The organism is Phenylobacterium sp., assembly GCF_035539035.1.
Taxonomy (GTDB): domain Bacteria; phylum Pseudomonadota; class Alphaproteobacteria; order Caulobacterales; family Caulobacteraceae; genus Phenylobacterium.
The window spans coordinates 336440-357936 of record NZ_DATLJI010000015.1; the positions used below are offsets into that span (position 1 = coordinate 336440).

Consider the following 21497-nt stretch of genomic DNA (forward strand, 5'->3'; position numbering starts at 1 on the left):
CTACCGCGGCAGCACCAGCTTCGGGTCGATCGGACGGGCACGGTCGAGCGGCGACGGCGCGTAGCGGACCTCGAAGTGGAGCTGCGGCTCCGGCACCCCGCCGGTGGCGCCGGCCTGGCCGACCTGCTGCCCCTGGGTGATCTTCTGGGTCATCTTCACGTCGATGCGGGACAGGTGGCCGTAGGCCGTGACCCAGCCGTCTTCGTGCTTGATCAGCACCAGGTTGCCGAAGCCCGGCACCTGGTCGCCAGCGTAGACCACGTCGCCGGCGGCGGCGGCGCGGACCGCGTCGCCGGCCCGGGCGCGGATGTTAATCCCGTCGTTCCGCTGGTTGCCGGGCTTGGGCCCGAACTCGGAGACCACGTCACCCTGCAGGGGCCAGATGAACCGGCCGCGGCCGAGCTGCGAGATCTGGGCGTCGCTGACCGCCGCGGCCGGCGCGACGTCGGTCACCTGCGGCCTGCCTGACGTGGGCGGCCGGGTGGCAGGCGCGGGCTGAGACACCGGCGGCGGCGCCGGGCGGGTGGTCTGCGGCGGCGGGGCGGGCCGGGCCTGGGCCGGCGCCGGCAGCGGGGCCGGACGGGTCTGGACCGGCGGCGGCGGCGGGCGGACGCCGGGCGACGGCGTGTAGGGCTGCGGCCGCGACGGCAGCACCGGCGCGGGCTCGGGCGGCGGCGGGGTGACGGCGGCCGGCGGCGGCGCGGGCGTGGGCGCCGGCGCGGCGGGTCGCTCCACGGGCACGCGGCTGGTGGCGGTGATCGGCCCGCGGTCGCGGTAGCCGTCCGGCAGGCGGACGCGCTGGCCGGAGCGGATCGTGGCGTTGCGCGACAGGCCGTTCTCGGCGCGGAGGGCGGCCGCCGTCACGGAGAAGCGGCGGGCGATCTGGTCCAGGGTGTCGCCGGAGCCGGCCACATAGGCCTTGGCCGTGCTGCGCGGACCCTTGAGGTCCTGGCCGGGCTGGATGTTCGAGCCCTTGATGTTGTTGTCCTTCCGCAGCTGCTCCACCGTGGTGTCGAGCTCGCGGGCGATCTCGATCAGGCTGTCGCCCTTCTTGACCTCGTAGGTGACCGCCTTGCCCTCGACCTCGACCACGCGGCCGGTGACGCTGCGGGTGGTCACGGTGCGGTAGGCGGGCTCGCTGCTGGACGGCTGCGGCGCGGCGGTGCGTTCCGGCGGCGGCGAAGGCCGCAGGGCGGGCGTCGGCTGAGGGGCGGCGCCCTCCACGGCCACGCGGGTGGTGGTCACCGTGGGACCCCGGTCGCGGAAGCCTTCGGGCAGGCGCAGGCGCTGGCCGCTGCGGATGGTGGCGTTGCGGGAGAGGTCGTTCTCCTCCGCGAGCGCATCGGCGGTGACGCTGAACCGGCGGGCGATGGCGAACAGGGTGTCGCCGGAGGCGACGACGTAGGCCTTGGCCGAGGTCGTGGGGCCCTTCAGCTTCTGGCCCGGGCGGATGTTGGAGCCCTGGATGTCGTTGTCCTCGCGCAGCTGGTCCACCGTGGTGTCGAGCTTGCGGGCGATGGCGATCAGGCTGTCGCCCTTCTGGACCTCGTAGGTCGTCGCGCGGCCGTCGGCGTCGACGACGCGGCCGGTGACGCTGCGGGTGGTGACCGTCCGGTAGGTGGGCTCGGGGCGCGGCGGCGGCGCCTGGGCCGGCGCGGGCGCGGCGGGCGGCAGGCTGTCCAGCGGCCGCGATTCGACCGGCGCCGGGTTCGCCTGGGCGAGCGGCGCGTCCTCCGCCCGCGGCGGCGCAGGCTGGGCGGCCGGCGGCGGCGCCTGCGGGGCGGCGTCCGCGCTGCGGACCGGGAAATTCGGGCGCAGGGGTTCGGTCTGGGTCGCGCACGCCGAGAGCGCGCTCGTCGCGAGCAGGGCCAGGACCGTTCGCTGCAGGGAAAGCGTCATCGCCGCTCCGGGGTCGGTGTCAGAATCAGTTCGGGGCGTCCGCGGATGATGGGCCGCCCCGGACGCATGGGCCAACCCGCAAACCGCCGCAGACTCACAGCTCTTTGGCGACGCCTTCCAGGAGCGGCACGAACCGGACGTCGAGCAGGTCCTCGACCTTGAACCCGCCCTCCCCGTCGCCGGTGTAGCGGCGAAGCGTCTGCACGGGCCCGCGTCCGATCGGCGCCACGAGAATCCCCGTGGGCTTGAGTTGCGACAGCAGAGCCTTCGGCTCTCCCGGCGCCGCCGCCGTGACCATAATGCGGTCGAAAGGCGCCTGCTCGGGCCAGCCCTCCCCGCCGTCGCCGAAGCGGGTGATGATGTTGGTCAGGCCGAGCTGCTTGAAGCGGCCCTCGGCCTCCTTCATCAGGGTGCGGTAGCGCTCCACCGTGTAGACCAGCCGCGCGAGCCGCGAGAGGATGGCGGTCTGGTAGCCGGAGCCGGTGCCGATCTCGAGCACGCGGTCGCGCTTCTCCACCTGCAGCGCCTGGCTCATCAGGCCGACGATGAACGGCTGGCTTATGGTCTGGCCGCAGGCGATCGGCAGGGCCGAATCCTCGAACGCCCGCTCCTTGAACAGCTCCGGGGTGAAGAGTTCGCGCGGAGTCTTCTCGATGGCGTGGAGCACCTTGGCGTCGGTCACGCCCTGCGACCGGAGCGCGAGGATCAGTTCGGCGAAGCGCGGATCGGGGGTGTGGTCGGACTTCGCCATTTCAAGCCTTCGGCGGGGCGCCGCCCAGCAGCCCCTTCAGGTCGTTGATGCTCGACTGGTGGGTCAGGTCGATGTGCAGCGGCGTCACCGAGATGCGGCCTTCGTAGAGCGCCCTGAGGTCCGTGCCCTCGGCGGGCTTGGAGCGCTCCTGGCGGAAGCCGATCCAGTAGTATTCGCGACCGCGCAGGTCCATGCGCTTCTCGGCGTGACGCACGTGGACGTCCCGGAAGCCCTGGCGGGTGACCTCCACCTCGGTGATCTGCTCGATCGGCAGCATCGGGAAGTTCACGTTCATGATCACGTCGGCGGGCCAGCCGACCTCGACGAGCCGCTTGATGATCCCCGGCGCGAACACCTCGGCGGGCTCGAAGAAGTCGTCCAGGGGATCGTAGCCCCCCATCTGGGAGAGCGCGATGCCGGGCACGCCGAGCGCCATGGCCTCGATGGCCCCGGCCACCGTGCCCGACATGCTCACGTCCTCGGCGAGGTTGGCTCCGCGATTGACGCCGGACAGCACGAGGTCGGGCCTGGCGCCCTCGACCAGTTCGTGGACGCCCAGCATGACGCAGTCGGTAGGCGTGCCGGTGGTGGAGAACTTCCGCGGGCCAAGCTTGCGCACCCGGATCGGCTCGGCGAGCGTCAGCGCGCGGCTGGCCCCCGACTGCTCGTACTCCGGGGCGCAGACCCAGACGTCGTCGCTGAGGGCCGCGGCGATCCTCTCCAGGGCCACGAGGCCCGGGGCGTTGATGCCGTCGTCGTTGGTTAGCAGGATGCGCATCTAGTCGGCGCCGCCGATGTGCGTCAGGCCCGGCAGGTAGCGGTGCAGGGCCTGCGGGATGGCGATCCGGCCGCCCTCGTCCTGGTAGTTCTCCATGATCGCCACCAGGGTGCGCCCGACGGCGAGGCCCGAGCCGTTGAGGGTGTGCACGAAGCGCGTGCCCTTCTCGCCGGCCTTCTTGGTGCGGGCGTCCATGCGGCGGGCCTGGAAGTCGCCGCAGTTCGAGCAGGAGCTGATCTCGCGATATTTTTCCTGGCTCGGCAGCCAGACCTCGAGGTCGTAGGTCTTGCGCGCGCCGAAGCCCATGTCGCCGGTGCAGAGCAGCATGGTCCGGAACGGCAGCTCCAGGCGCTTCAGCACGGCCTCGGCGCAGCCGACCATCCGCTCGTGCTCCTCCTCGGACTTTTCCGGAGCCACGATCGAGACCAGCTCGACCTTGTTGAACTGGTGCTGGCGGATCATGCCGCGGGTGTCGCGCCCGCTGGCGCCGGCCTCGGAGCGGAAGCAGGGCGTCAACGCGGTGAAGCGCAGCGGCAGCTCCTCCTCGGCGACGATCTGGTCCATCACCAGGCTGGTCAGCGGCACCTCGGCGGTGGGGATCAGCCAGCGGCCGTCGGTGGTCTGGAAGAGGTCATCGGCGAACTTCGGCAGCTTGTCGGTGCCGTAGGCGGCCGCGTCGTTGACCATAAGCGGCGGGGCGACCTCCAGGTAGCCGTGCTCCTCGGTCTGCAGGTCGAGCATGAACTGTCCGAGCGCGCGCTCGAGGCGGGCGAGCTGACCCTTCAGCACCGTGAACCGGGCGCCGCTCATCCGGGCGGCGGCCTCGAAGTCCAGGAGGCCCAGGGCCTCGCCGAGGTCGACATGGTCCTTCGGGCTGGAGATGGCGAACGGCTCGCCCCAGCGGCGGACCTCGACGTTCTCCTCCTCGCTCTCGCCGAGCGGCACGTCGGACGCGGGGACGTTCGGCAGGGTGGCCAGCAGGCCGCGCAGCGTCTCGGCGGTGGCGCGCTCGACCTCCGCCTGCTCCTCCAGCGTGCGCTTCAGGGTCTCCACGTGCGCCATCAGGCGCGCGGCCTCGTCCTCGTTCTTCTGCGCCTTGGCCTGGCCGATCTTCTTGGAGGTCTCGTTGCGCTCGGCCTGGGCCGCCTGCAGGGTCGTCTGGGCGCCGCGGAGGGTGGCGTCGAACGCCAGGATCTGCTCGACCAGCGCCGCGCCGGACAGCCTCTTGGAGTCCCAGCCCTTCACGTACAGCTCGGGGGTCTCGCGAATGGCTCGGATGTCGTGCATGGCGGCCGCTGTCTGGGAGTGAGCGGTCTTCCTAGTGCGCGTCGGCGGACGGGCCAAGCCCCAGCCGGCCGGCAATCAGGTGGTCACGATCCCCGTGCCGGCCTCTTCGCGGGCGCGGCGGACCTCGATCAAGCGCACGCACCAGATGGAGATCTCGTAGAGCAGGATGATCGGCACCGCGAGAAGGGTCTGACTGATCGGGTCCGGCGGGGTGACGATCGCGGCCACCACGAAGACGCCGACGATGGCGTAGCGCCGACCGGCGCGCAGCATCTGCGAGCTGACGAGGCCCGCCATGCCGAGCAGGGTCAGGACCACCGGCAGCTGGAAGCAGAGGCCAAAGGCGAGCAGCAGGGTGGTGACGAGGGTCAGGTAGTCCGAGACCTTGGGCAGCAGCTCCACGGCGATGCCGCCCGACCCGACGATCTGCTGGCTCAGCGAGAACCACAGAACGAAGGGCAGGATCACGAAATAGACCAGGGCGGCGCCCAGCAGGAACAGCGACGGGGCCGCGAGCAGGAACGGCAGGAAGGCGCGCCGCTCGCGCTTGTAGAGGCCCGGCGCCACGAAGGCGTAGACCTGCCAGGCGAGCACCGGGAAGGTCAGCACGACCGCGCCGAAGCCGGCGAGCTTCAGCTTCGTGAAGAAGAACTCCAGCGGGGCGGTGAAGACCAGCCGCAGGTCGTCGCCCGACAGGTTCGGCACGTCCTTGTAGCCGACCAGCACGAGGATCAGGTCGAACGGCCCGCCGCCGTGGCCGGCCTTTTCGGCCGCGAACAGCCGCGCGGCCATCTCGAAGGGGTGCAGCAGGAACTGGTAGATCGGCGTCGCGAAGCCGAAGCAGACGATGAAGCCCAGGACCACCGCGGCGACGCAGATGATCAGGCGCTTACGCAGCTCCACGAGGTGGTCGAGCAGCGGGGCGCGGCTGGCCTCGATCTCGGCTTCGTCGGGGTCGTAGTCGCTCACGAGCCGCCTTCCACGATCTTCTTGGCGCGCGGCTTGCGGGGTGCGGCGGGCGTCTTGACCTCGGCGGCGGGCTTGGGTCCGGCGGCCTTGCGGGCGCGGGGCTTCTTCGGCGGCGGCGCGGGGATCGGGGCCACCTCCGGTTCGACCTCAGGCGTCGTGGCGTCCCACTGATGGCTCATCGGTGGGTGCAGCTGGACGCCCACGTCGGTCAGGCTCTGGTTGATGTCGTCGAACGCCTGGCTGACGTCGGTGGTGGGCGCGCCGGCGAACTCGCCGCGGCGCATGGCCTCGACCTCCTTGCGCAGCTCGTCGAGCTCGGACTGGCGGGCCATCTCGTCGAAGCTGGCGCGGAATTCCGCCGCCATGCCGCGCAGCTTGGCCATGAACTGGCCGAGCCGGCGCAGCAGCATGGGCAGGTCCTTGGGACCCACCACGATCAGCGCCACCACGGCGATGACGAGCAGCTCTGTGGCGCCGATGTCGGGAAGCATGCGCTGGCCTAGGCGAAGACGCCGGCCGCGATCAAGTCCGCGCCGGCGCCGAAATCAGCTGTTGGACGCGTGGCGGTCAGCCGCGCGTGGTGTCCTTCTCGCGCTCCTTGGGGAGCGGCTTGGCGTCGGCCTGCTGGGTGTCGTCCTCGCCCTTCAGGCCGTCGCGGAAGGCGCGGATGCCCTTGGCGGCGTCGCCCATGAGACCGGACAGCTTGCCGCGGCCGCCGAACAGCAGGGCCACGACGACCAGCACGATCAGCCAGTGCCAGATGGAAAAAGAGCCCATGACGGCCAAACTCCTTGTGGGTCGCGCCCCCGGCGACCGAATAGCTTCGCGGGCTATATAGTCCGTCGCCGCGGCCCGCGCCAACGCCGACTCCGCGGCCTAACGGCCCGCCTCGTCCTCGCCCAGGAAATCGATGTGGAATTCCGGGGCGTCGGCGGCGTCCAGCGGGTCCTCATCGGGGGCGAGCTGGTCGGGATTGGGCACGGCGAAGTCGGACGGCAGGTCGAGGGAGAGCAGGCCCGCGGCCTTCATCTCCGCCGCGCCCGGCAGGTCGCCGAGGCTGGCCAGGCCGTAGTGCTCCAGGAAGGCGTCGGTGGTGCCGTAGGTGACCGGCCGGCCGGGCGTGCGGCGGCGCCCGCGCATGCGCACGAGGCCCAGCTCCAGCAGGACGTCGAGGGTGCCCTTGCTGGCCTGCACGCCGCGCACCGCCTCGATCTCGGCCCGCGTCACGGGCTGGTGGTAGGCGATGATGGCGAGCGTCTCCTGGGCGGCCTTGGAGAGGCGCCGCGGCTCCTCCTTCTCCTCGGTCATCAGCCAGGCGAGGTCGGCGGCGGTCTGGAAGCGCCAGCGGCCGGCGACGCAGGCCAGCTCCACCCCGCGCCCCTCGTAGCGGGCCTGCAGGGCCGCGATCGCGCCCTCCACGTCGGCGCCTTCGGGCAGCCTCCGGGCCAGGTCCTCCAGGCTGAGGGGGCCCGCGGCGGCGAACAGCAGGGCCTCGACCTCGCGCTCGGTGTCGGCGCTCACGGCCGGACCTCCGGACGGCGCTTCAGGTAGATGTCGGCGAAGGCCTCGAGCTGGCGGGTCTCCAGGGCGCCCTCCTTCACCAGTTCCAGGCTGGCGGAGAGGGTCGAGGCCAGGAAGGAGGCGCGGCTCGGCCCGTGCTCGGCCGGGCCGAACGGGGCGACGCCGGACAGAGGCGTCCAGCGGTCGAGGTCGGGCAGCATGCTGCGCAGCCGGTCGCGGGCGTCCTCCAGCGGATAGGCCACCGGCGCGCGCGGCGTGTAGTGGCGGCCCTGCTCCTTCTTCCGCTGGTCGATGTAGGCGCTCATCAGGCCGTAGAGGTCGCCCTCGATGCGGCCGGAGGGGATCACCTTGATGGCTTCCGGATCGCCGCGGCCGAACACCTCGCGGCCGAGCTGCGGACGCTCCTTCAGGGCGTCGGCGGCCTTGCGCATCGCGTCGAGCTTGGCCAGCCGGAAGGCGAGCCGCGCGGCGATCTCCTCGGCCGGCGCCTCCTCGGGCTTCATCTTCTCGGGCTTGGGTAGCAGCAGGCGCGATTTCAGGTAGGCGAGCCAGGCGGCCATCACGAGGTAGTCGGCGGCCAGCGAGAAGCGCATCCGCCGGGCCTGCTGCACGAAGGACAGGTATTGCTCGGCGAGCTTCAGGATCGAGAGCTGGAGCAGGTCGACCTTCTGGCTGCGGGCCAGGGCGAGGAGGACGTGCAGCGGGCCCTCGTAGCCCTCGATGTCGACGATCAGGGCCTCGCCGTCCTCGGCCGCTGTGGCCGCAGCCGTGAAGTCCAGGTTGGGCTGGAAGCCGGCGCTCATGCGTAGCGCCCCTCGAAGGCCGCGTCGAAGCGGGCGCGGCCCTCGGCCGGGTCGAACGGCTCGGGCTGGGCCGGCAGGCGCGCCAGGGCGGCGCGGGCCCGTTCGGCCGCCCTGCCCTCCAGCGAGGCCGCGCCCTCGGCCACCTGGCGCATCGCCGGCATGTCGCCCTTGCCGTGCAGGACCACGTCGCAGCCGGCCGCCCGCGAGCGCTCCGCCCGCTCGGCGAAGCCGCCATCCAGCGCCTGCATGGCGAGGTCGTCGCTCATGACGAGGCCCTCGAAGCCGATCGCGCCGCGGATCACCCGCTCGAACACCCTAGCGGAGGTGGTCGCCGGGCGCGCGTCGTCGATGGCGGCGTAGACCACGTGGGCGGTCATGGCCATGGGCAGGTCGGCCAACGCCCGGAACGGGGCGAAGTCGCGGGCCTCGAGATCCTCGGCCGAGGCGTCGACCACCGGCAGGGTCTCGTGGCTGTCCGCGGCGGCGCGACCGTGGCCGGGCATGTGCTTGACCACCGGCAGGACGCCGCCGGCCAGCAGCCCCTCGGCCGCGGCACGGCCGAGGGCCGCCACCTCGGCCGGATCGTCGGAATAGGCGCGGTCGCCGACCACCTCGTGGCCGTCGGGGTCGCGCACGTCCAGGACCGGCAGGCAGTCGACGTTGACCCCGACAGCGGCAAGGTCATGGGCCAGGAGGCGCGCGCCCAGTCGCGTGACCTCGCGGCGGCGGGCCGGGGGCAGCTCGCCATAGGCGCGGCCCGGCGGATAGCGCTTCCAGTGCGGCGGCTTGAGCCGAGCCACGCGGCCGCCCTCCTGGTCGACGAGGATCGGCGCGTCGCCGCGCTCCACCGTCCCGCGCAGGTCGTCGGTCAGCCGGCGCACCTGGTCAGGCGTCTCGACGTTGCGGCCGAAGAGGATGAACCCCCATGGCTTCACGGCGCGGAAGAACGCCGCCTCCTCCGCGGTCAGGGTCGGTCCCGAGCAGCCGAGGATGGCGGCGCAGGCGCTCACCGGACGAAGCAGCTCTTCCCGGCGGCCTTCAGCCGGTTGCAGAAGGCGGTGGCCTGCGCGCGGTCGGCGAAGCCGGTGACGGCGGTGCGGTAGAGGACCGAGCCGTCGCGCTCGATGCGCTCCACGCTCTTGCCCTTGCCGGCGGCGAGACCGGGCGCGGCGGCGACGGCGTCGTTCCAGGCCTTGTCGGCGAGCGCGGTGGACGACACCGCCCCAATCTGCACCGCGGCGCCGCCGGTCGCCTTGGCGGCCGGGGCGGGGGCGAACGTGGGCGCGGCCTTCGGCGCGGGCGGCGGCGGGGCGGCGGCGACCTGGGCCGGCGGCGCGGCCTTGGGCGCGGGCGCCTGGGCGGCCGGCAGGGCGGGACGCAGCGCCGGGCCGCTGGCCACCGGCTGGGTCGGCGCGGCGGCGGGCGGGGCGACGACCACCGGAGCCGGCGCGGGACGCGGCTGCGGCTGCTCGGGCGGCGGGGTGAACTGCGGCGGCACGGCCTCCGGCGGCTGGCCGGCCTCCGAGCGGTAGATCTGCAGGCCGGCGGCCGGGTCCTGCGGCTGGGCCTCGGCCGGCGGGGCGGCCTTCATCTCGGCGACCGGCGCGCCGACGGTCTGCGGCGGCTGGCCCGCCTCGCGCACGCCGGAGCGGTAGAAGATGACGATGGCGACCACCAGGGCCACCAGCACCAGGGCGGAAATGATCAGGGTGAAGGGGATCGGCCGCGCCCCGCGCACCGGCTGGCGCGCGTCGAACGACAGCGGCGCATCGGTGGTCGGGGGCGTGTAGGCGCCGCGCTCGTGGTCGGACATCGCTAGGCTCCGAGGATCTGGCGGTCCGCCCTGCGGGCGAATCGCTCGTCGACGGCCAGTCTAGCGAAGCCTGACAGCTCCTTAACTGCGCCGACGCCGCATTTCCTGTGGGCGGTCGCAGGCGGAATTGCGGCGGCGGGTGGTCCCCCTTACCCCAGCACGTCCAGGTGGAAGAGCTTGCGGTGCTCCTCGATGGCGAAGCGGTCGGTCATGCCGGCGATGTAATCGCAGACCACCCGCGCGCGGCCGGCCTCGTCGCGGGCCTGGGCCCGGGCGCCCCACTCGGCCGGCAGGACATCCGGCTCGTGCAGGAAGAGCTGGAACATCTCCGCCAGGATGCGGCGCGCCTGACTGCGGGTGCGGTTGACCTTCCAGTGGCGGTACATGCGGTCCATCAGGAACCGGCGCAGCTCGCCCAGGTCCTCGACCATGTCGCGGGAGAAGGCGACCACCGCGTGGTCCAGGTTGCGGACGTCCTCCGGCCCCTTCAGGCCCTCGGCACGGCGGCGGGTCTCGGCGAGCACGTCGTCGACCATCGCCCCGATCATCCGGCGCACGGCCTCCAGGCGGATGATCCGCTGGTCGCAGTCGGGGAAGTCCTGCATGGCCGAGTGCACGTGCGGCCCGATCAGCGGCACGTCCAGCAGCTCCTTCAGGAAGAAGAGGCCGGCCTCCACGCCGTCGTCCACGTCGTGGTTGTTGTAGGCGATGTCGTCGGCGAGCGCGGCGACCTGGGCCTCGGCGGACGCCCAGGTGGAAAGCCTGAGCCCATACTCGGCGTCGAACTCGGCGATGGCGCTCCAGGACGGGCGGTCCAGCTTATCGACCACCGGGCCGTTGTGCTTGATCACCCCTTCCAGGGTCTCCCAGGTGAGGTTCAGTCCGTCGAAGCGCGGGTAGCGGCGCTCCAGCTTCGTCACGACCCGGAAGGTCTGCACGTTGTGGTCGAAGCCGCCGTAGGCCTGCATCTGGACCTGCAGCTCGTCCTCCCCCGCATGTCCGAACGGCGGGTGGCCCAGGTCGTGGGCGAGCGCGATGGTCTCGGCGAGGTCGGGGTCGAGGCCCAGCGCGGTCGCGAGGGAGCGAGCGATCTGCGCCACCTCCAGCGAGTGGGTCAGGCGCGTGCGGAAGTGGTCGCCCTCGTGGGCCACGAAGACCTGGGTCTTCTCCTTCAGCCGGCGGAAGGCCGTGGAGTGGATGATCCGGTCCCGGTCGCGGGCGAAGGGGGTGCGGGTGCGGCTCTCGGGCTCGGCGACCTTGCGGCCGCGTGAGGCGGCGGGGTCTTCGGCGTAGGGCGCGCGGGGCGGAATCGTGGAGGCCATCAAACCGTTCTGGATATTGGCCTCTTGGTCGAAGCCGCGGGGGACCTCATATAGGCTAAGCCCTGCAAACGTTTAACAGCCATGACCACCACTGACGTCACCCTCTCCGAAAGCGCCGCCCAGCGCATCCGGGCCATCGGCGAAGCCGAGGGGCGGCCGGTGATGCTGCGCGTGGCGGTGGAAGGCGGCGGCTGCTCCGGCTTCCAGTACCAGTTCGACCTGGTGGACGCCGCGCAGGAGGACGACCTGAAGGTCGAGCGCGACGGCGCCGCGGCCCTGGTGGACGTGGTCTCCATGGCCCTGCTGAAGGGCTCGGAGATCGACTTCGTGGACGAGCTGGCCGGCGCCGAGTTCCGGATCCGCAACCCCAACGCCAAGTCGAGCTGCGGCTGCGGCGTCAGCTTCTCGATCTAGCCCAGCGCCTGCCCCAGCTTCTCAAGCAGCCAGCGGGTCCCCTCCTCCCGGCTTCCGGCGTCGTCGTAGCCGTCGAGGAAGGCGCCCTGCTCGGTCATCACCAGGCGCGTCCCCTGCCCGGCTGCGTGGAACTCGATGGTGGCGAGCGAGACCGAGATCTTCCGGCCGTCCACGTACATGTCGTAGCCGTAGATGATCCGCGCATCCGGGATCACCTCGAAGTAGCGGGCCTGGAAGTCCGAGACCTTGCCGCCGGGATGCCTGCCCCACAGCCGCTCGGCGCCGCCGGACCGGAAGTCCATCGAGCGCTCGTAGCATTCGAACCCCTCGGGCCCCGCGAACCACTGCGCCTTGGCCTCGGGGCTGGCCCAGGCGGCGAAGGCCCGGGCCGGCGGGACGGGATAGGCGCGCTCGATGCAGAAGGTGGCGTGCACGACGTTGCGGTCGGTCATGGCTCGTCCTTGGGGTGTTCGGGATTGGCGGCGAGGTAGTCGCCGAGGCGGTCGAGGCGCCGTTCCCAGGCGGTGCGGCGCTCGTGGATCCACTGCTCGGCGCGGCTGAGCGCGGCGGCGTCGAGCTGGCAGGTGCGGACGCGGCCCACCTTCTCGGATTTCACCACCCCGGCGGCCTCCAGCACGCCCAGGTGCTGCACCACCGCCGGCAGGCTCATGTCGAACGGCCGGGCGAGGTCGCTGACCGAGGCGGGGCCGCGGCTCAGCCGCTCGAGCATCGCCCGGCGCGTCGGGTCGGCCAGCGCCTGGAAGAGGCCGTCGAGGTCGGGGCTCACGCCGCCTTCCGGCCGGGGAACATGTGCCACACGGGCTGGGCCTCCTCGAGCGTCCGCGCGAAGGACGGCCGCGCTTCCAGCCGCCCGAGATAGGCCCCCAGCGTGGGGTGGCTGGCCCGGAACGGCAGCACCTTGTCCGCGTAGAACAGCGAAGGCGCGGCGGCGCAGTCGGCCAGGGTGAAGGCCTCCCCCGCCGCCCAGGTCCGACGGGCCAGTTCGCCCTCCAGCCAGGCATAGGACTTGGCCAGCAGCGCGTCGGCCTGGGCCACGCCGACGGGGTCCTCTCCGCCGCGGAAGTTCTCGGCGACGATCCGGGACATCGGCTCCATGACGTAGCTGTCGAACACCCGGTCCAGCAGGCGCACACGGAGCGCCGTGTCGGGATCGGCGGGGATCATTCCGGCCGCGGGCGCGTGGAAGGTCTGGACGTATTCGATGATGACGCTGGTTTCTGGGATCACCCGGCCGCGTCCCGTGTCCTCCAGCACCGGCATCTTGCCGATTGGCCAGCGGGCCAGGTGGGCCGCCCACGACTGCTCATTGTACGGCTCCACGAGCCGCGCCTCGAACGGAACGCCCATGTCGTAGAGCGCGGTCTTGGCCTTCCAGCAGAAGGACGACAGGGGATGCTCGTGCAGGATCAGGGTCATGGCGGCGCCTTCACTTAAGTCTTCACTTAAGTATCAGCCGCCGGCCGCGCGGGCAATCCCCGTCAGCGCGACGCGATGAGCTCCAGCAGCCGCCGAGCCGCGGCGCTGAGATAGCCGCCGCGGCGCACGACGCTGGCGACCGGCCGCGCCGCCTCGAGGTCCGCCACCTCGATCCGGCCAAGGGTCCCCTCCGCCAGGGCCGCGGCGACGAAGCTCTCGGGCATGAGCGCGACGCCGAATCCCGCCTCCACGAGCCGCTTCTGCGCGGTCAGGCTGTCCACCGCCGTCCAGTCGAGCTGGCCGAGGCCGCGGGCCCGGAAGACGCCGAAGACATGGCTGGCGGCGATCTCCTCCCGTCCCGGGGTGATCGGGAAGGCCAGCCACCGCTCGCCCTGCAGTTCGGCGAGGACCGCCACGGTGCGGCCGGCCCGCGGGTGCTCCGGCGCGCAGACCACCACCAGCGGCTCGGCCCACAGGACCTCGCAGGCCAGATCCGGCGCCGGATCGGCGTGGTAGCGCAGGCCGAGCGTCGCCTCGCCGCGCCGCACGACGTCGCTCACCTCGGCGCTGGTGGCGGTGCGCAGGCGCAGGTCGACGCGCGGGTGCTCGGCCGCGAACCGGCGCAGCGCGGGCGCGAGGTCGGTGTCGGCGAGCGTGCCCACGATCGCCAGCGACACCGGGCCTACCGTGTTTGCGGCCAGGTCGCGCACGGCGCTGCGGGCGTCCTCCACCGCCGCCAGCGCCCGCTCGGCGTAGGGGACGAGGGCGCGCCCGGCCTGGCTGAGGACCGCGCCGCCCGCCGTCCGGTCGAACAGCGGTGCGCCGAGCTCGGCCTCCAGGATGGCGATCCGGCGGCTAATCGCCGGCTGCGTCCGGCCGAGCGCCTCGGCCGCCGCCGAGAAGCCCTTCATCCGGCTGACGGCCAGGAAGGTCGCGAGCCCATCGACGTCCATGAGGCTTTCCATGCGTAGAACTGATCTTTCGTAGTCATACTATGCATTGGGCTGATGTCACGGCGGCGGCTAGCCTCCTCAAGCCAGCCAAGGAGCCCTGCATGCCGCCTTCGACCCCCGGCGAGATCTTCCTCGCCCTCCACCGCCGCGCGGGCGGTTTCGTGATGCCGAACGCCTGGGACGCCGGGAGCGCGATCCTGCTGGCGGACGCGGGCTTCCAGGCCATCGGCACCACCAGCGCCGGGATCGCCTTCTCCATGGGCCTGCAGGATTACGGCTCGGCCGCGGCCCTCGGCGTTTCCCGCGAGGCGATGTTCGCGCGCATGGCCGAGATCGCCCGGGCGGTGCGGATCCCGGTGAACGGCGACCTGGAGGCGGGCTACGGCGACACGCCCGAGGCGGTGGCCGAGACGGTGCGGCTGGCGATCGACGCCGGCCTGGCGGGCGGCAACATCGAGGACAAGGTCCCCTTCGAGCCGCGGCTCTACGACGAGGGACTGGCGGTGGAGCGCATCGCCGCCGCCCGCCAGGCCATAGAGTCCAGCGACGCGGCCTTCGTGCTCACCGCCCGCACCGACGCCCTCGCAGTCTCGAGCGACCTGGATCAGGCCATCCGGCGGGCGAACCTCTACCGGCAGGCCGGCGCGGACTGCCTCTTCGCGCCGGGGCCGGCGGACCTGGAGACGAGCGGCGCCCTGGTGCGGGCGATCGAGGGCCCCGTGAACGTGGTGGTCGGCCTGGCCGGCGCGGCGCCCGGCGCATCGGCGCTGCTGGCGCTCGGCGTGCAGCGGATCAGCCTGGGCGGAACGATCGCGCGCGCGGCCTTCGGCTTCCTCCGCAAAGCGGCGCAGGAGCTGCGCGAGCACGGCACGCTCGGCTTCGCGGCGGACCAGATCCCCGCAGGCGAACTCAACCGGATCTTCGCGAAGGCCCGGTCCTCCATTGAGCCCACGCCCGCAGCCCTCTAGCTTCCGGCCCTGAATCCAAAAGTCTGAGCGCGTTCTGATCGCAACACCGCGATCCACTTTGCGGAACGCGCTCCCGCCGGAGCTCTCGATGCGCATCGCCACCTGGAACGTGAACTCGATCAACGCCCGTCTGGAGACCGTGGTGCGCTGGTTCGAGGCGGCCCAGCCCGACGTGGCCTGCCTGCAGGAGCTCAAGTGCGTCGACGAGAAATTCCCGGCCGAACCCTTCGAAAGGCTTGGCTACAACATCGCCGTCCACGGCCAGAAGACCTACAACGGTGTGGCCATCCTCTCGAAGACGCCGCTGGAGGACGTCCGCCGCGGCCTGCCGGTCCATCCCGAACACGGCGGGGAGGAGGACGACCACGCCCGCTACATCGAGGCGGTGATTTCCGGGCCCCGGCCGGTGCGGGTGGCGTCCATCTACCTGCCGAACGGCAATCCGATCGGGACCGAGAAGTTCGCCTACAAGCTCGCCTGGATGGGGCGGCTCAACGCGCACGCCCGCGAGCTGCTGGCGCTGGAGGAGCCGCTGGCGCTGGTCGGCGACTACAACGTCATCCCCGAGCCGCGCGATGCGGAATACCCGAAGAACTGGGAGACCGACGCCCTCTTCCAGACCGAGAGCCGCGAGGCCTTCCGGGCGCTGAAGTGGCTGGGCCTCACCGACGCCTACCTCGAGGCCGACGGCGCGCCGGGCGCCTACACCTTCTGGGACTACCAGGCCGGCGCCTGGCAGCGGAACAACGGCATCCGGATCGACCACGCCCTGCTCTCGCCCCAGGCCGCCGACCTGTTGCGCGGCGTTTCGATCCACCGCGACGTGCGCAGCTGGGACAAGCCCTCTGACCACGTGCCCCTGGTGGTTGAGCTGGACGTCTGACCACCCGCTTGGGAAGACTCACAAAACAGGCTTAGCCTTGGGGCGATGGACGAAGTCGCGCGGCTCATCCTGCTGCTCGCGCTGGCGGGCGTGGCCCTGACCCTGATGGGTGCGGCCGCGATCCGGCTTTCCGACGAGAGCCGGCGCATCCGGCGCAGTCTCAGGAAGGTGCTGAAGTGCGAGCCGCACGCCCTGCTGGTGGCCCGCGGGCGCGGCCGCGGCGTCGGCTTCAACTTCACCTCCAACACCCTGGCGGTCGCGTGGGACGCGGGCGCCTGGTGCCTGATCTACCGGATCGACGAGCTGGTGGGGGCCGAGGTGGTGGTGGACGGCCAGGTCTGCGCCCGCGCCCACCGCGGCGAAGCCCGCCGGGCGCTCGACACCCTCACCGGGGCCGACAAGCTGGTGCGCCTGCGGCTGATCTTCGACGATCCGCGCCACCCCGACTTCGACCTCGACCTGTGGATGCCGGAGGACGACAGCCGCAAGAGCATGATGAGCGCGCCCGAAGCGGTGCAGGAGGCGAACCGCTGGATCGCCCGCACCGAGTCGCTCGTGCGCCGCCACGTCCCGCGCCGCGAGCCCGTCCCTGTCGCCGCGCGCCCGGAGCCGGAGCTGAAGCCGGAGCCTGCCCCCGATCCCGAAGAGACGATCGTTGACAGTGTAAATCAATAGCCGCAGTGTCCGGCCACGGAGGGCCCGAGCCATGACCAGTCTGATCGCCGCGGCCATCTTCTTCGTCCTGATCCACCTGCTGATCTCCGGCACCCGGGTGCGCGACGTCCTGGTCGGGCGGATCGGCGCGGGGCCCTACCTGGGCTTGTTCGTGGTGCTGTCCTGGATCGGGGTGATCTGTCTGGGCTGGGCCTTCGCACTCACCCGCGGCGCGCCCGGCAACACCGTCATGTGGGGGATGACGCCCGCGACCCATGGCCTGCAGCTGGTCCTGCAGTTCGTGGCCGTGCTGTTCATCGTCATCGGCCTCACCACCCGCAACCCGACCAGCGTCCGCCAGGAGGGCGCCCTGGACAATCCGGAGGTGGTCCGCGGCATGCTGCGGGTCACCCGCCACCCCTTCCTCTGGGGCGTCGCGCTCTGGGCCCTGGGCCACCTGATCGTCAACGGCGACGCCGGCAGCATCATCCTGTTCGGCTCGCTGCTGGCGTTGGCCCTGTTCGGCACGGCCAGCATCGACGCCAAGCGCCGCCGGGCGCTGGGGAGCAAGTGGGACGCCTTCGCGGCGCAGACCTCGAACATCCCCTTCCTGGCCATCGCCTCGGGCCGCCAGCGCCTCAGCGTGGGCGAGATCGGCTGGTGGCGGATCCTCGTGGCGCTCGCGGTCTACGGCGTGGTCGGCTGGGCCCACCCCTACCTGTTCGGCGCGCCCGTCTTCTTTTGATCTGCCGCATGGCGGGCGCGGGCGCTTAGGATCGGATGCGTCATGCCCAGCTTCGCCCCCACGACCCGTCTCGAGACCCATGAGGTCATGAACCAGCCGCCGGAGTTCGGCGGCCGAAACCTCTACGCGATCGACGCGGCCTTCCGCGAAGGCGCCCAGCGCGAGGGCGGCGCCTGGCTGGACGAGCCGCTCTCCCGACTGGGCGCGGCGGTGGGCTCCGAACAGGTGCTGGAATGGGGCGCGGAGGCCAACCGCTTCCCGCCCGAGCTGGTCACCTTCGACCGCTACGGCCGGCGCGTGGACGAGGCCCGCTTCCACCCGGCCTACCATTCGCTGATGGCGCTCGCGATGGAGCACCGGATCCACGACATCGCCTGGACCGCCGAGCGGCCGGGCGGCCACGTGGGCCACCTGTCGCTGCTGGCGCTGTTCACGCAGGCGGAAGCCGGCGTGATGTGCCCGATCAACATGACCTATGCCGCCGTCCCGGCCCTGCGCGTGCAGCCGGACGTCACCGGCCCCTGGCTGGAGAAGCTGCTCGGCGGCCGCTACGACGCCCCGCTCGGGCCCATCGCCGGCAAGGCCGGGATCACAGTGGGCATGGCCATGACCGAGAAGCAGGGCGGCTCGGACGTGCGGGCCAACACCACCCGCGCGTATAGGCTGGAGAGCTCCGACCCGCGCGCCTACCGGCTGGTGGGGCACAAGTGGTTCTGCTCGGCGCCGATGAGCGACGGCTTCCTGACGCTGGCCTACGCCGAGCGCGGCCTCTCCTGCTTCCTCGTCCCCCGCATCACGCCGGACGGCGAGCGCAACGGCGTCCGGGTGATGCGGCTGAAGGACAAGCTGGGCAACAAGTCCAACGCCTCCAGCGAGATCGAGTACCACGACGCCTACGCCCAGCTCCTCGGCGAGGAGGGCGAAGGGGTGAAGGTGATCATCGACATGGTCCACCACACCCGGCTGGGGACCATGGGCGGGACCCTCGGCATCATGCGCATGGCGCTGGCCCAGGCGGTCCACCAGGTGAGCGGCCGCCGCGCCTTCCAGAAGACCCTGATCGACCAGCCCGCGATGACCGCGGTGATCGCCGACCTTGCGCTGGAGTACGAGGCCGCCGTGGCGCTCTCCATGCGGGTGGCCCGCGCTTTCGACGCCGAGGACCCGGCCGGCCGCGCCTTCGCCCGGCTATCGGTGGCCGTGGGCAAGTACTGGCTCACCAAACGCAACCCGAACTTCGTCTACGAGTGCATGGAGTGCCACGGGGGCGTCGGCTACGTGGAGGAGACGCCCCTGCCCCGGCTGTTCCGCGAGAGCCCGCTGAACGCGATCTGGGAGGGCTCCGGCAACGTCATCGCCCTCGACATCCTGCGCACCCTGGGCCGAGAACCGCTGGCGCTGGAGGCCTATGCCGCCGAGATCGCCGAGGCGCGGGGCGCCGACGCCCGGCTGGACGCCGCCGCCGGGACCCTGCTCGACGGGCTCGCCCGCCATCGTCCCACAGAGGGCGAAGCGCGGATCACCGCCGAGCGCATGGCGCTGGTGCTGCAGGGGGCGCTGCTGGTGCGCCACGCGCCGCCGGCCGTGGCCGACGGCTTCTGCGCCACCCGGCTGGCGGGCGACTGGGGCCGCTCGTTCGGGACGCTTCCGGCCGGCGTGGACATCGCCGCCATCGTGGCGCGGCAGCGGTTCGACTAGACGCCCAGCGCGAAGTCCACGGCGGCCTCGCAGTGGGCGACGGCGCTGTCGACGGTGGGCAGGGCCATCTGCGCGGGGTCCAGGAGGAGCCCGATCTCGGTGCAGCCGAATATCACCCCGTCGGCGCCGGCCGCGCGGCCGCGCTCGATGATCTCCAGGACGGCGGCCCGGGAGTCCTCGCGGATCACGCCCTGGCAGAGCTCGTCGTAGATGATGGCGTGCAGGCGCTCGCGGTCGGCCTGCTCCGGCGCGAAGCCGTCCAGCCCCTGCCCGCGCAGCCGGTCCAGGTAGAACGGCTTCTCCATGGTGAAGCGGGTGGCGAGCAGCAGCGGCCGCTTCACCCCGCGGGCCTTCAGCGCCTCGGCCGTCGCGTCGGCGATGTGGATCACCGGCACGCCGCCGGCCTCCGCCACCTGCGGAGCGTTCAGGTGCATGGTGTTGGCGCAGATCAGCATGGCCTCGGCGCCGGCAGCGGCGAGCCTCCGGGCGGCCTCGCCGAGCTGGCGGCCCGTCTCGTCCCAGTCGCCCTTGGCCTGCAGCTCGGCGATCGGCGCGAAGTCCACCGACCACAGGATCAGCTTCGCCGAGTGCAGCCCGCCCAGCCGCTCGCGCACCAGCCGGTTGATCAGCTGGTAGTAGACGACCGTGCTCTCGGCGCTGATCCCGCCGATCAGGCCGAGCGTGCGCACCTCAGAGGTCCGCGTAGACGTGGGTCTCGGCCTTCGCGCCCGGATGGGTCACCGCCCCCAGGTGGGCCGGACCGACCCCCTGGGCGAACTTCCAGATCGCGCCCGTCTGGTAGTTCGTCCGCCGTGGCGGCTCCTGGGCGAGCAGGTGCGCGCGGTGCTCGAGCTCGATGGGGTCGACCTCCAGCTCGATCGTCCCCGCATCGGCGTCGATGGTGATGATGTCGCCGTCCTTCACGAGCGCGATCGGGCCGCCGGCGGCGGCTTCCGGGCCGACGTGGCCGATGCAGAGGCCGCGGGTCGCACCCGAGAACCGGCCGTCGGTGATCAGGGCGATGTTCTCCACGCCCTGGCCGTAGAGGGCCGCGGTGGTGGCCAGCATCTCGCGCATGCCAGGGCCGCCCTTCGGGCCCTCGTAGCGGATGACCAGGACGTCGCCTTCCTTGTAGTCGCGGGCGGTGACGGCCGCGAAGCAGGCGTCCTCGCCGTCGAACACGCGGGCCGGGCCGCGGTGCTTGGTGTGCTTCAGGCCCGCGACCTTGGTGATGCAGCCGTCCGGGGCCAGCGAGCCCCAGAGGCCGACGACGCCGCCGGTGGGCGACAGCGGGTTGGAGACCGGGCGGATGACCTCCTGGTCGTCGCGCCAGACCACGTCAGCGACGTTCTCGGCCAGCGTCTTGCCGGTGACGGTCATGACGTCGCCGTGGAGGTAGCCGCCTTCCAGCAGCGTCTTCAGCAGCATGGGCGTGCCGCCGGCCTCACCCATGTCCTTCGCCACGAACCGGCCGCCGGGCTTCAGGTCGGCGATGTAGGGGGTGCGGGCGCAGATCTCGGCGAAGTCGCGGAGCGTGAACTCGATACCGCACTCGTGGGCCATGGCCGGCAGGTGCAGGCCGCCGTTGGTGGAGCCGCCGCTGGCCGCGATCACCACCGCTGCGTTCTCGAACGCGTCGCGGGTGCAGATGTCGCGCGGTCGAATGTTCTGCTCGATCAGCCGCATCACCGCCTCGCCCGAGGCGCGGGCGAACTGGTCGCGATCGGTGTAGGCGGCCGGCAAGGCCGAGGAGAGCGGCAAGGCCAGGCCGATGGCCTCGGAGACCATGGCCATGGTGTTGGCGGTGAACTGGCCGCCGCAGGCGCCGTCGCCCGGGCAGGCGTGCTGCTCCACCTGGCAGAGCCGCTCCTCGCTGATGGCGCCGGCGGAGAACTGCCCGACCGCTTCGAAGACGTCCTGGACAGTGAGATCCTTGCCGTCGAGCCGGCCCGGCAGGATCGAGCCGCCGTAGATGAACACCGACGGCACGTTGAGGCGCAGCATGGCCATCATCATGCCCGGCAGGCTCTTGTCGCAGCCGGCGACGCCGACCAGGGCGTCATAGCCGTGGCCGCGCATGGTCAGCTCGACCGAGTCGGCGATCACCTCGCGGCTGGCCAGCGACGAGCGCATGCCTTCGTGACCCATGGCGATGCCGTCGGTCACCGTGATGGTGCAGAACTCCCGCGGCGTGCCGCCGGCGGCCTTCACCCCCTCGGCGGCGGCGTTGGCCTGGCGCATCAGCGCGGTGTTGCAGGGCGCCGCCTGGTTCCAGCAGGAGGCCACGCCGACGAAGGGCTGGGCGATCTCCCGGCTGCCGAGGCCCATGGCGTAGTAGTAGGACCGGTGCGGGGCCCGCGAGGGGCCTTCCGTCACGTGGCGGCTGGGCAGCCTGGTCTTGTCCCAGGTCCCGTCTGGTTTCCGGTGCATAGCGACGCCTCCGACTAGAGGCGCCTTCCTTAGAGGGGTGAAAAGCCCCGGGGAAGACCCGAGGCCCGCAAACCGGCCGCTGCGGCGAGGCGCGCTACTTGTAGCTGTGCCGCCGGCGCCGTCTCCACCCGCCCCCCTGCGGCCACGCCGCGGCTTTCGCGGAACGACGCTA

General features: G+C 72.0%; 24 protein-coding genes. 6 read left to right on the top strand and 18 right to left on the bottom strand.

The window, feature by feature from the left end:
• The 12 genes from VM685_RS13615 to VM685_RS13670 form a co-directional block, all read right to left on the bottom strand.
• Window positions 1-1899 (bottom strand): LysM peptidoglycan-binding domain-containing protein, encoded by a 1899-nt coding sequence (locus tag VM685_RS13615; protein WP_325460699.1) that lies wholly within the window; start codon window positions 1897-1899, stop codon window positions 1-3.
• A 94-nt stretch (window positions 1900-1993) separates the two neighbouring features.
• Window positions 1994-2650: a protein-L-isoaspartate(D-aspartate) O-methyltransferase gene (locus tag VM685_RS13620; RefSeq protein WP_325460700.1), complete on the bottom strand. Its 657-nt coding sequence runs from the start codon at window positions 2648-2650 to the stop codon at window positions 1994-1996.
• 1 nt (window position 2651) lies between these two features.
• Window positions 2652-3428: a 5'/3'-nucleotidase SurE gene (gene surE / locus VM685_RS13625; RefSeq protein WP_325460701.1), complete on the bottom strand. Its 777-nt coding sequence runs from the start codon at window positions 3426-3428 to the stop codon at window positions 2652-2654.
• Entirely contained in the window at window positions 3429-4715 is a 1287-nt protein-coding gene (gene serS / locus VM685_RS13630; RefSeq protein WP_325460702.1) for a serine--tRNA ligase, read from the bottom strand.
• Between the two features lie 75 nt (window positions 4716-4790).
• Entirely contained in the window at window positions 4791-5684 is an 894-nt protein-coding gene (gene tatC / locus VM685_RS13635; RefSeq protein ID WP_325460703.1) for a twin-arginine translocase subunit TatC, read from the bottom strand.
• Window positions 5681-6175 carry a Sec-independent protein translocase protein TatB gene (gene tatB, locus VM685_RS13640; protein ID WP_325460704.1) on the bottom strand — a complete coding sequence of 165 codons (495 nt, stop codon included), beginning with the start codon at window positions 6173-6175 and terminating at the stop codon, window positions 5681-5683. The genes tatC and tatB overlap by 4 nt, the downstream gene beginning before the upstream one ends.
• A gap of 76 nt (window positions 6176-6251) precedes the next feature.
• Window positions 6252-6461, bottom strand: a complete 210-nt coding sequence (locus VM685_RS13645; protein WP_325460705.1) for a twin-arginine translocase TatA/TatE family subunit — start codon at window positions 6459-6461, stop codon at window positions 6252-6254.
• A 99-nt stretch (window positions 6462-6560) separates the two neighbouring features.
• Window positions 6561-7205 (bottom strand): SMC-Scp complex subunit ScpB, encoded by a 645-nt coding sequence (gene scpB / locus VM685_RS13650; protein ID WP_325460706.1) that lies wholly within the window; start codon window positions 7203-7205, stop codon window positions 6561-6563.
• Complete coding sequence (locus tag VM685_RS13655) at window positions 7202-8008, bottom strand: ScpA family protein (protein ID WP_325460707.1); 807 nt, start codon at window positions 8006-8008, stop codon at window positions 7202-7204. The genes scpB and VM685_RS13655 overlap by 4 nt, the downstream gene beginning before the upstream one ends.
• On the bottom strand, window positions 8005-9018 hold the full coding sequence (gene nagZ, locus VM685_RS13660; RefSeq protein WP_325460708.1) for a beta-N-acetylhexosaminidase: 1014 nt from the start codon (window positions 9016-9018) through the stop codon (window positions 8005-8007). Before nagZ ends, VM685_RS13655 begins: the two co-directional genes overlap by 4 nt.
• A complete protein-coding gene (locus VM685_RS13665; RefSeq protein WP_325460709.1) occupies window positions 9015-9821 on the bottom strand; it encodes an SPOR domain-containing protein in 807 nt (268 codons plus the stop codon). The genes nagZ and VM685_RS13665 overlap by 4 nt, the downstream gene beginning before the upstream one ends.
• Before the next feature lie 149 nt (window positions 9822-9970).
• Entirely contained in the window at window positions 9971-11143 is a 1173-nt protein-coding gene (locus VM685_RS13670; protein ID WP_325460710.1) for a deoxyguanosinetriphosphate triphosphohydrolase, read from the bottom strand.
• Between the two features lie 81 nt (window positions 11144-11224).
• On the opposite strand from VM685_RS13670, the gene erpA reads away from it, so the two are divergent.
• Window positions 11225-11557, top strand: coding sequence for an iron-sulfur cluster insertion protein ErpA (erpA, locus tag VM685_RS13675; RefSeq protein ID WP_325460711.1), 333 nt, complete (start codon window positions 11225-11227; stop codon window positions 11555-11557).
• On the opposite strand, the gene VM685_RS13680 is transcribed toward erpA, so the two are convergent.
• The 4 genes from VM685_RS13680 to VM685_RS13695 all read right to left on the bottom strand — a co-directional run bounded on the left by VM685_RS13680 (window position 11554) and on the right by VM685_RS13695 (window position 13959).
• Window positions 11554-12009, bottom strand: coding sequence for an SRPBCC family protein (locus VM685_RS13680; protein WP_325460712.1), 456 nt, complete (start codon window positions 12007-12009; stop codon window positions 11554-11556). The two genes, erpA and VM685_RS13680, sit on opposite strands and share 4 nt — an antisense overlap.
• On the bottom strand, window positions 12006-12344 hold the full coding sequence (locus VM685_RS13685) for a metalloregulator ArsR/SmtB family transcription factor (protein WP_325460713.1): 339 nt from the start codon (window positions 12342-12344) through the stop codon (window positions 12006-12008). The genes VM685_RS13680 and VM685_RS13685 overlap by 4 nt, the downstream gene beginning before the upstream one ends.
• Window positions 12341-12994 (bottom strand): glutathione S-transferase family protein, encoded by a 654-nt coding sequence (locus VM685_RS13690; protein ID WP_325460714.1) that lies wholly within the window; start codon window positions 12992-12994, stop codon window positions 12341-12343. The genes VM685_RS13685 and VM685_RS13690 overlap by 4 nt, the downstream gene beginning before the upstream one ends.
• Before the next feature lie 62 nt (window positions 12995-13056).
• Complete coding sequence (locus VM685_RS13695; RefSeq protein ID WP_325460715.1) at window positions 13057-13959, bottom strand: LysR family transcriptional regulator; 903 nt, start codon at window positions 13957-13959, stop codon at window positions 13057-13059.
• Between the two features lie 89 nt (window positions 13960-14048).
• Between VM685_RS13695 and VM685_RS13700 the strand changes: the two genes are divergently transcribed.
• The 5 genes from VM685_RS13700 (at window position 14049) to VM685_RS13720 (ending at window position 18895) form a co-directional block, all read left to right on the top strand.
• On the top strand, window positions 14049-14915 hold the full coding sequence (locus VM685_RS13700) for an isocitrate lyase/phosphoenolpyruvate mutase family protein (protein ID WP_325460716.1): 867 nt from the start codon (window positions 14049-14051) through the stop codon (window positions 14913-14915).
• A gap of 88 nt (window positions 14916-15003) precedes the next feature.
• A complete protein-coding gene (gene xth, locus VM685_RS13705) occupies window positions 15004-15798 on the top strand; it encodes an exodeoxyribonuclease III (protein WP_325460717.1) in 795 nt (264 codons plus the stop codon).
• Window positions 15799-15843: 45 nt separating this feature from the next.
• Window positions 15844-16473: a hypothetical protein gene (locus VM685_RS13710; RefSeq protein ID WP_325460718.1), complete on the top strand. Its 630-nt coding sequence runs from the start codon at window positions 15844-15846 to the stop codon at window positions 16471-16473.
• 31 nt (window positions 16474-16504) lie between these two features.
• Window positions 16505-17197, top strand: a complete 693-nt coding sequence (locus VM685_RS13715; protein WP_325460719.1) for an NnrU family protein — start codon at window positions 16505-16507, stop codon at window positions 17195-17197.
• Between the two features lie 42 nt (window positions 17198-17239).
• On the top strand, window positions 17240-18895 hold the full coding sequence (locus tag VM685_RS13720) for an acyl-CoA dehydrogenase family protein (protein WP_325460720.1): 1656 nt from the start codon (window positions 17240-17242) through the stop codon (window positions 18893-18895).
• On the opposite strand, the gene VM685_RS13725 is transcribed toward VM685_RS13720, so the two are convergent.
• Entirely contained in the window at window positions 18892-19584 is a 693-nt protein-coding gene (locus tag VM685_RS13725) for an aspartate/glutamate racemase family protein (protein ID WP_325460721.1), read from the bottom strand. The two genes, VM685_RS13720 and VM685_RS13725, sit on opposite strands and share 4 nt — an antisense overlap.
• 1 nt (window position 19585) lies before the next feature.
• Window positions 19586-21325, bottom strand: coding sequence for a dihydroxy-acid dehydratase (ilvD, locus tag VM685_RS13730; RefSeq protein ID WP_325460722.1), 1740 nt, complete (start codon window positions 21323-21325; stop codon window positions 19586-19588).
• Window positions 21326-21497 lie beyond the last annotated feature (172 nt).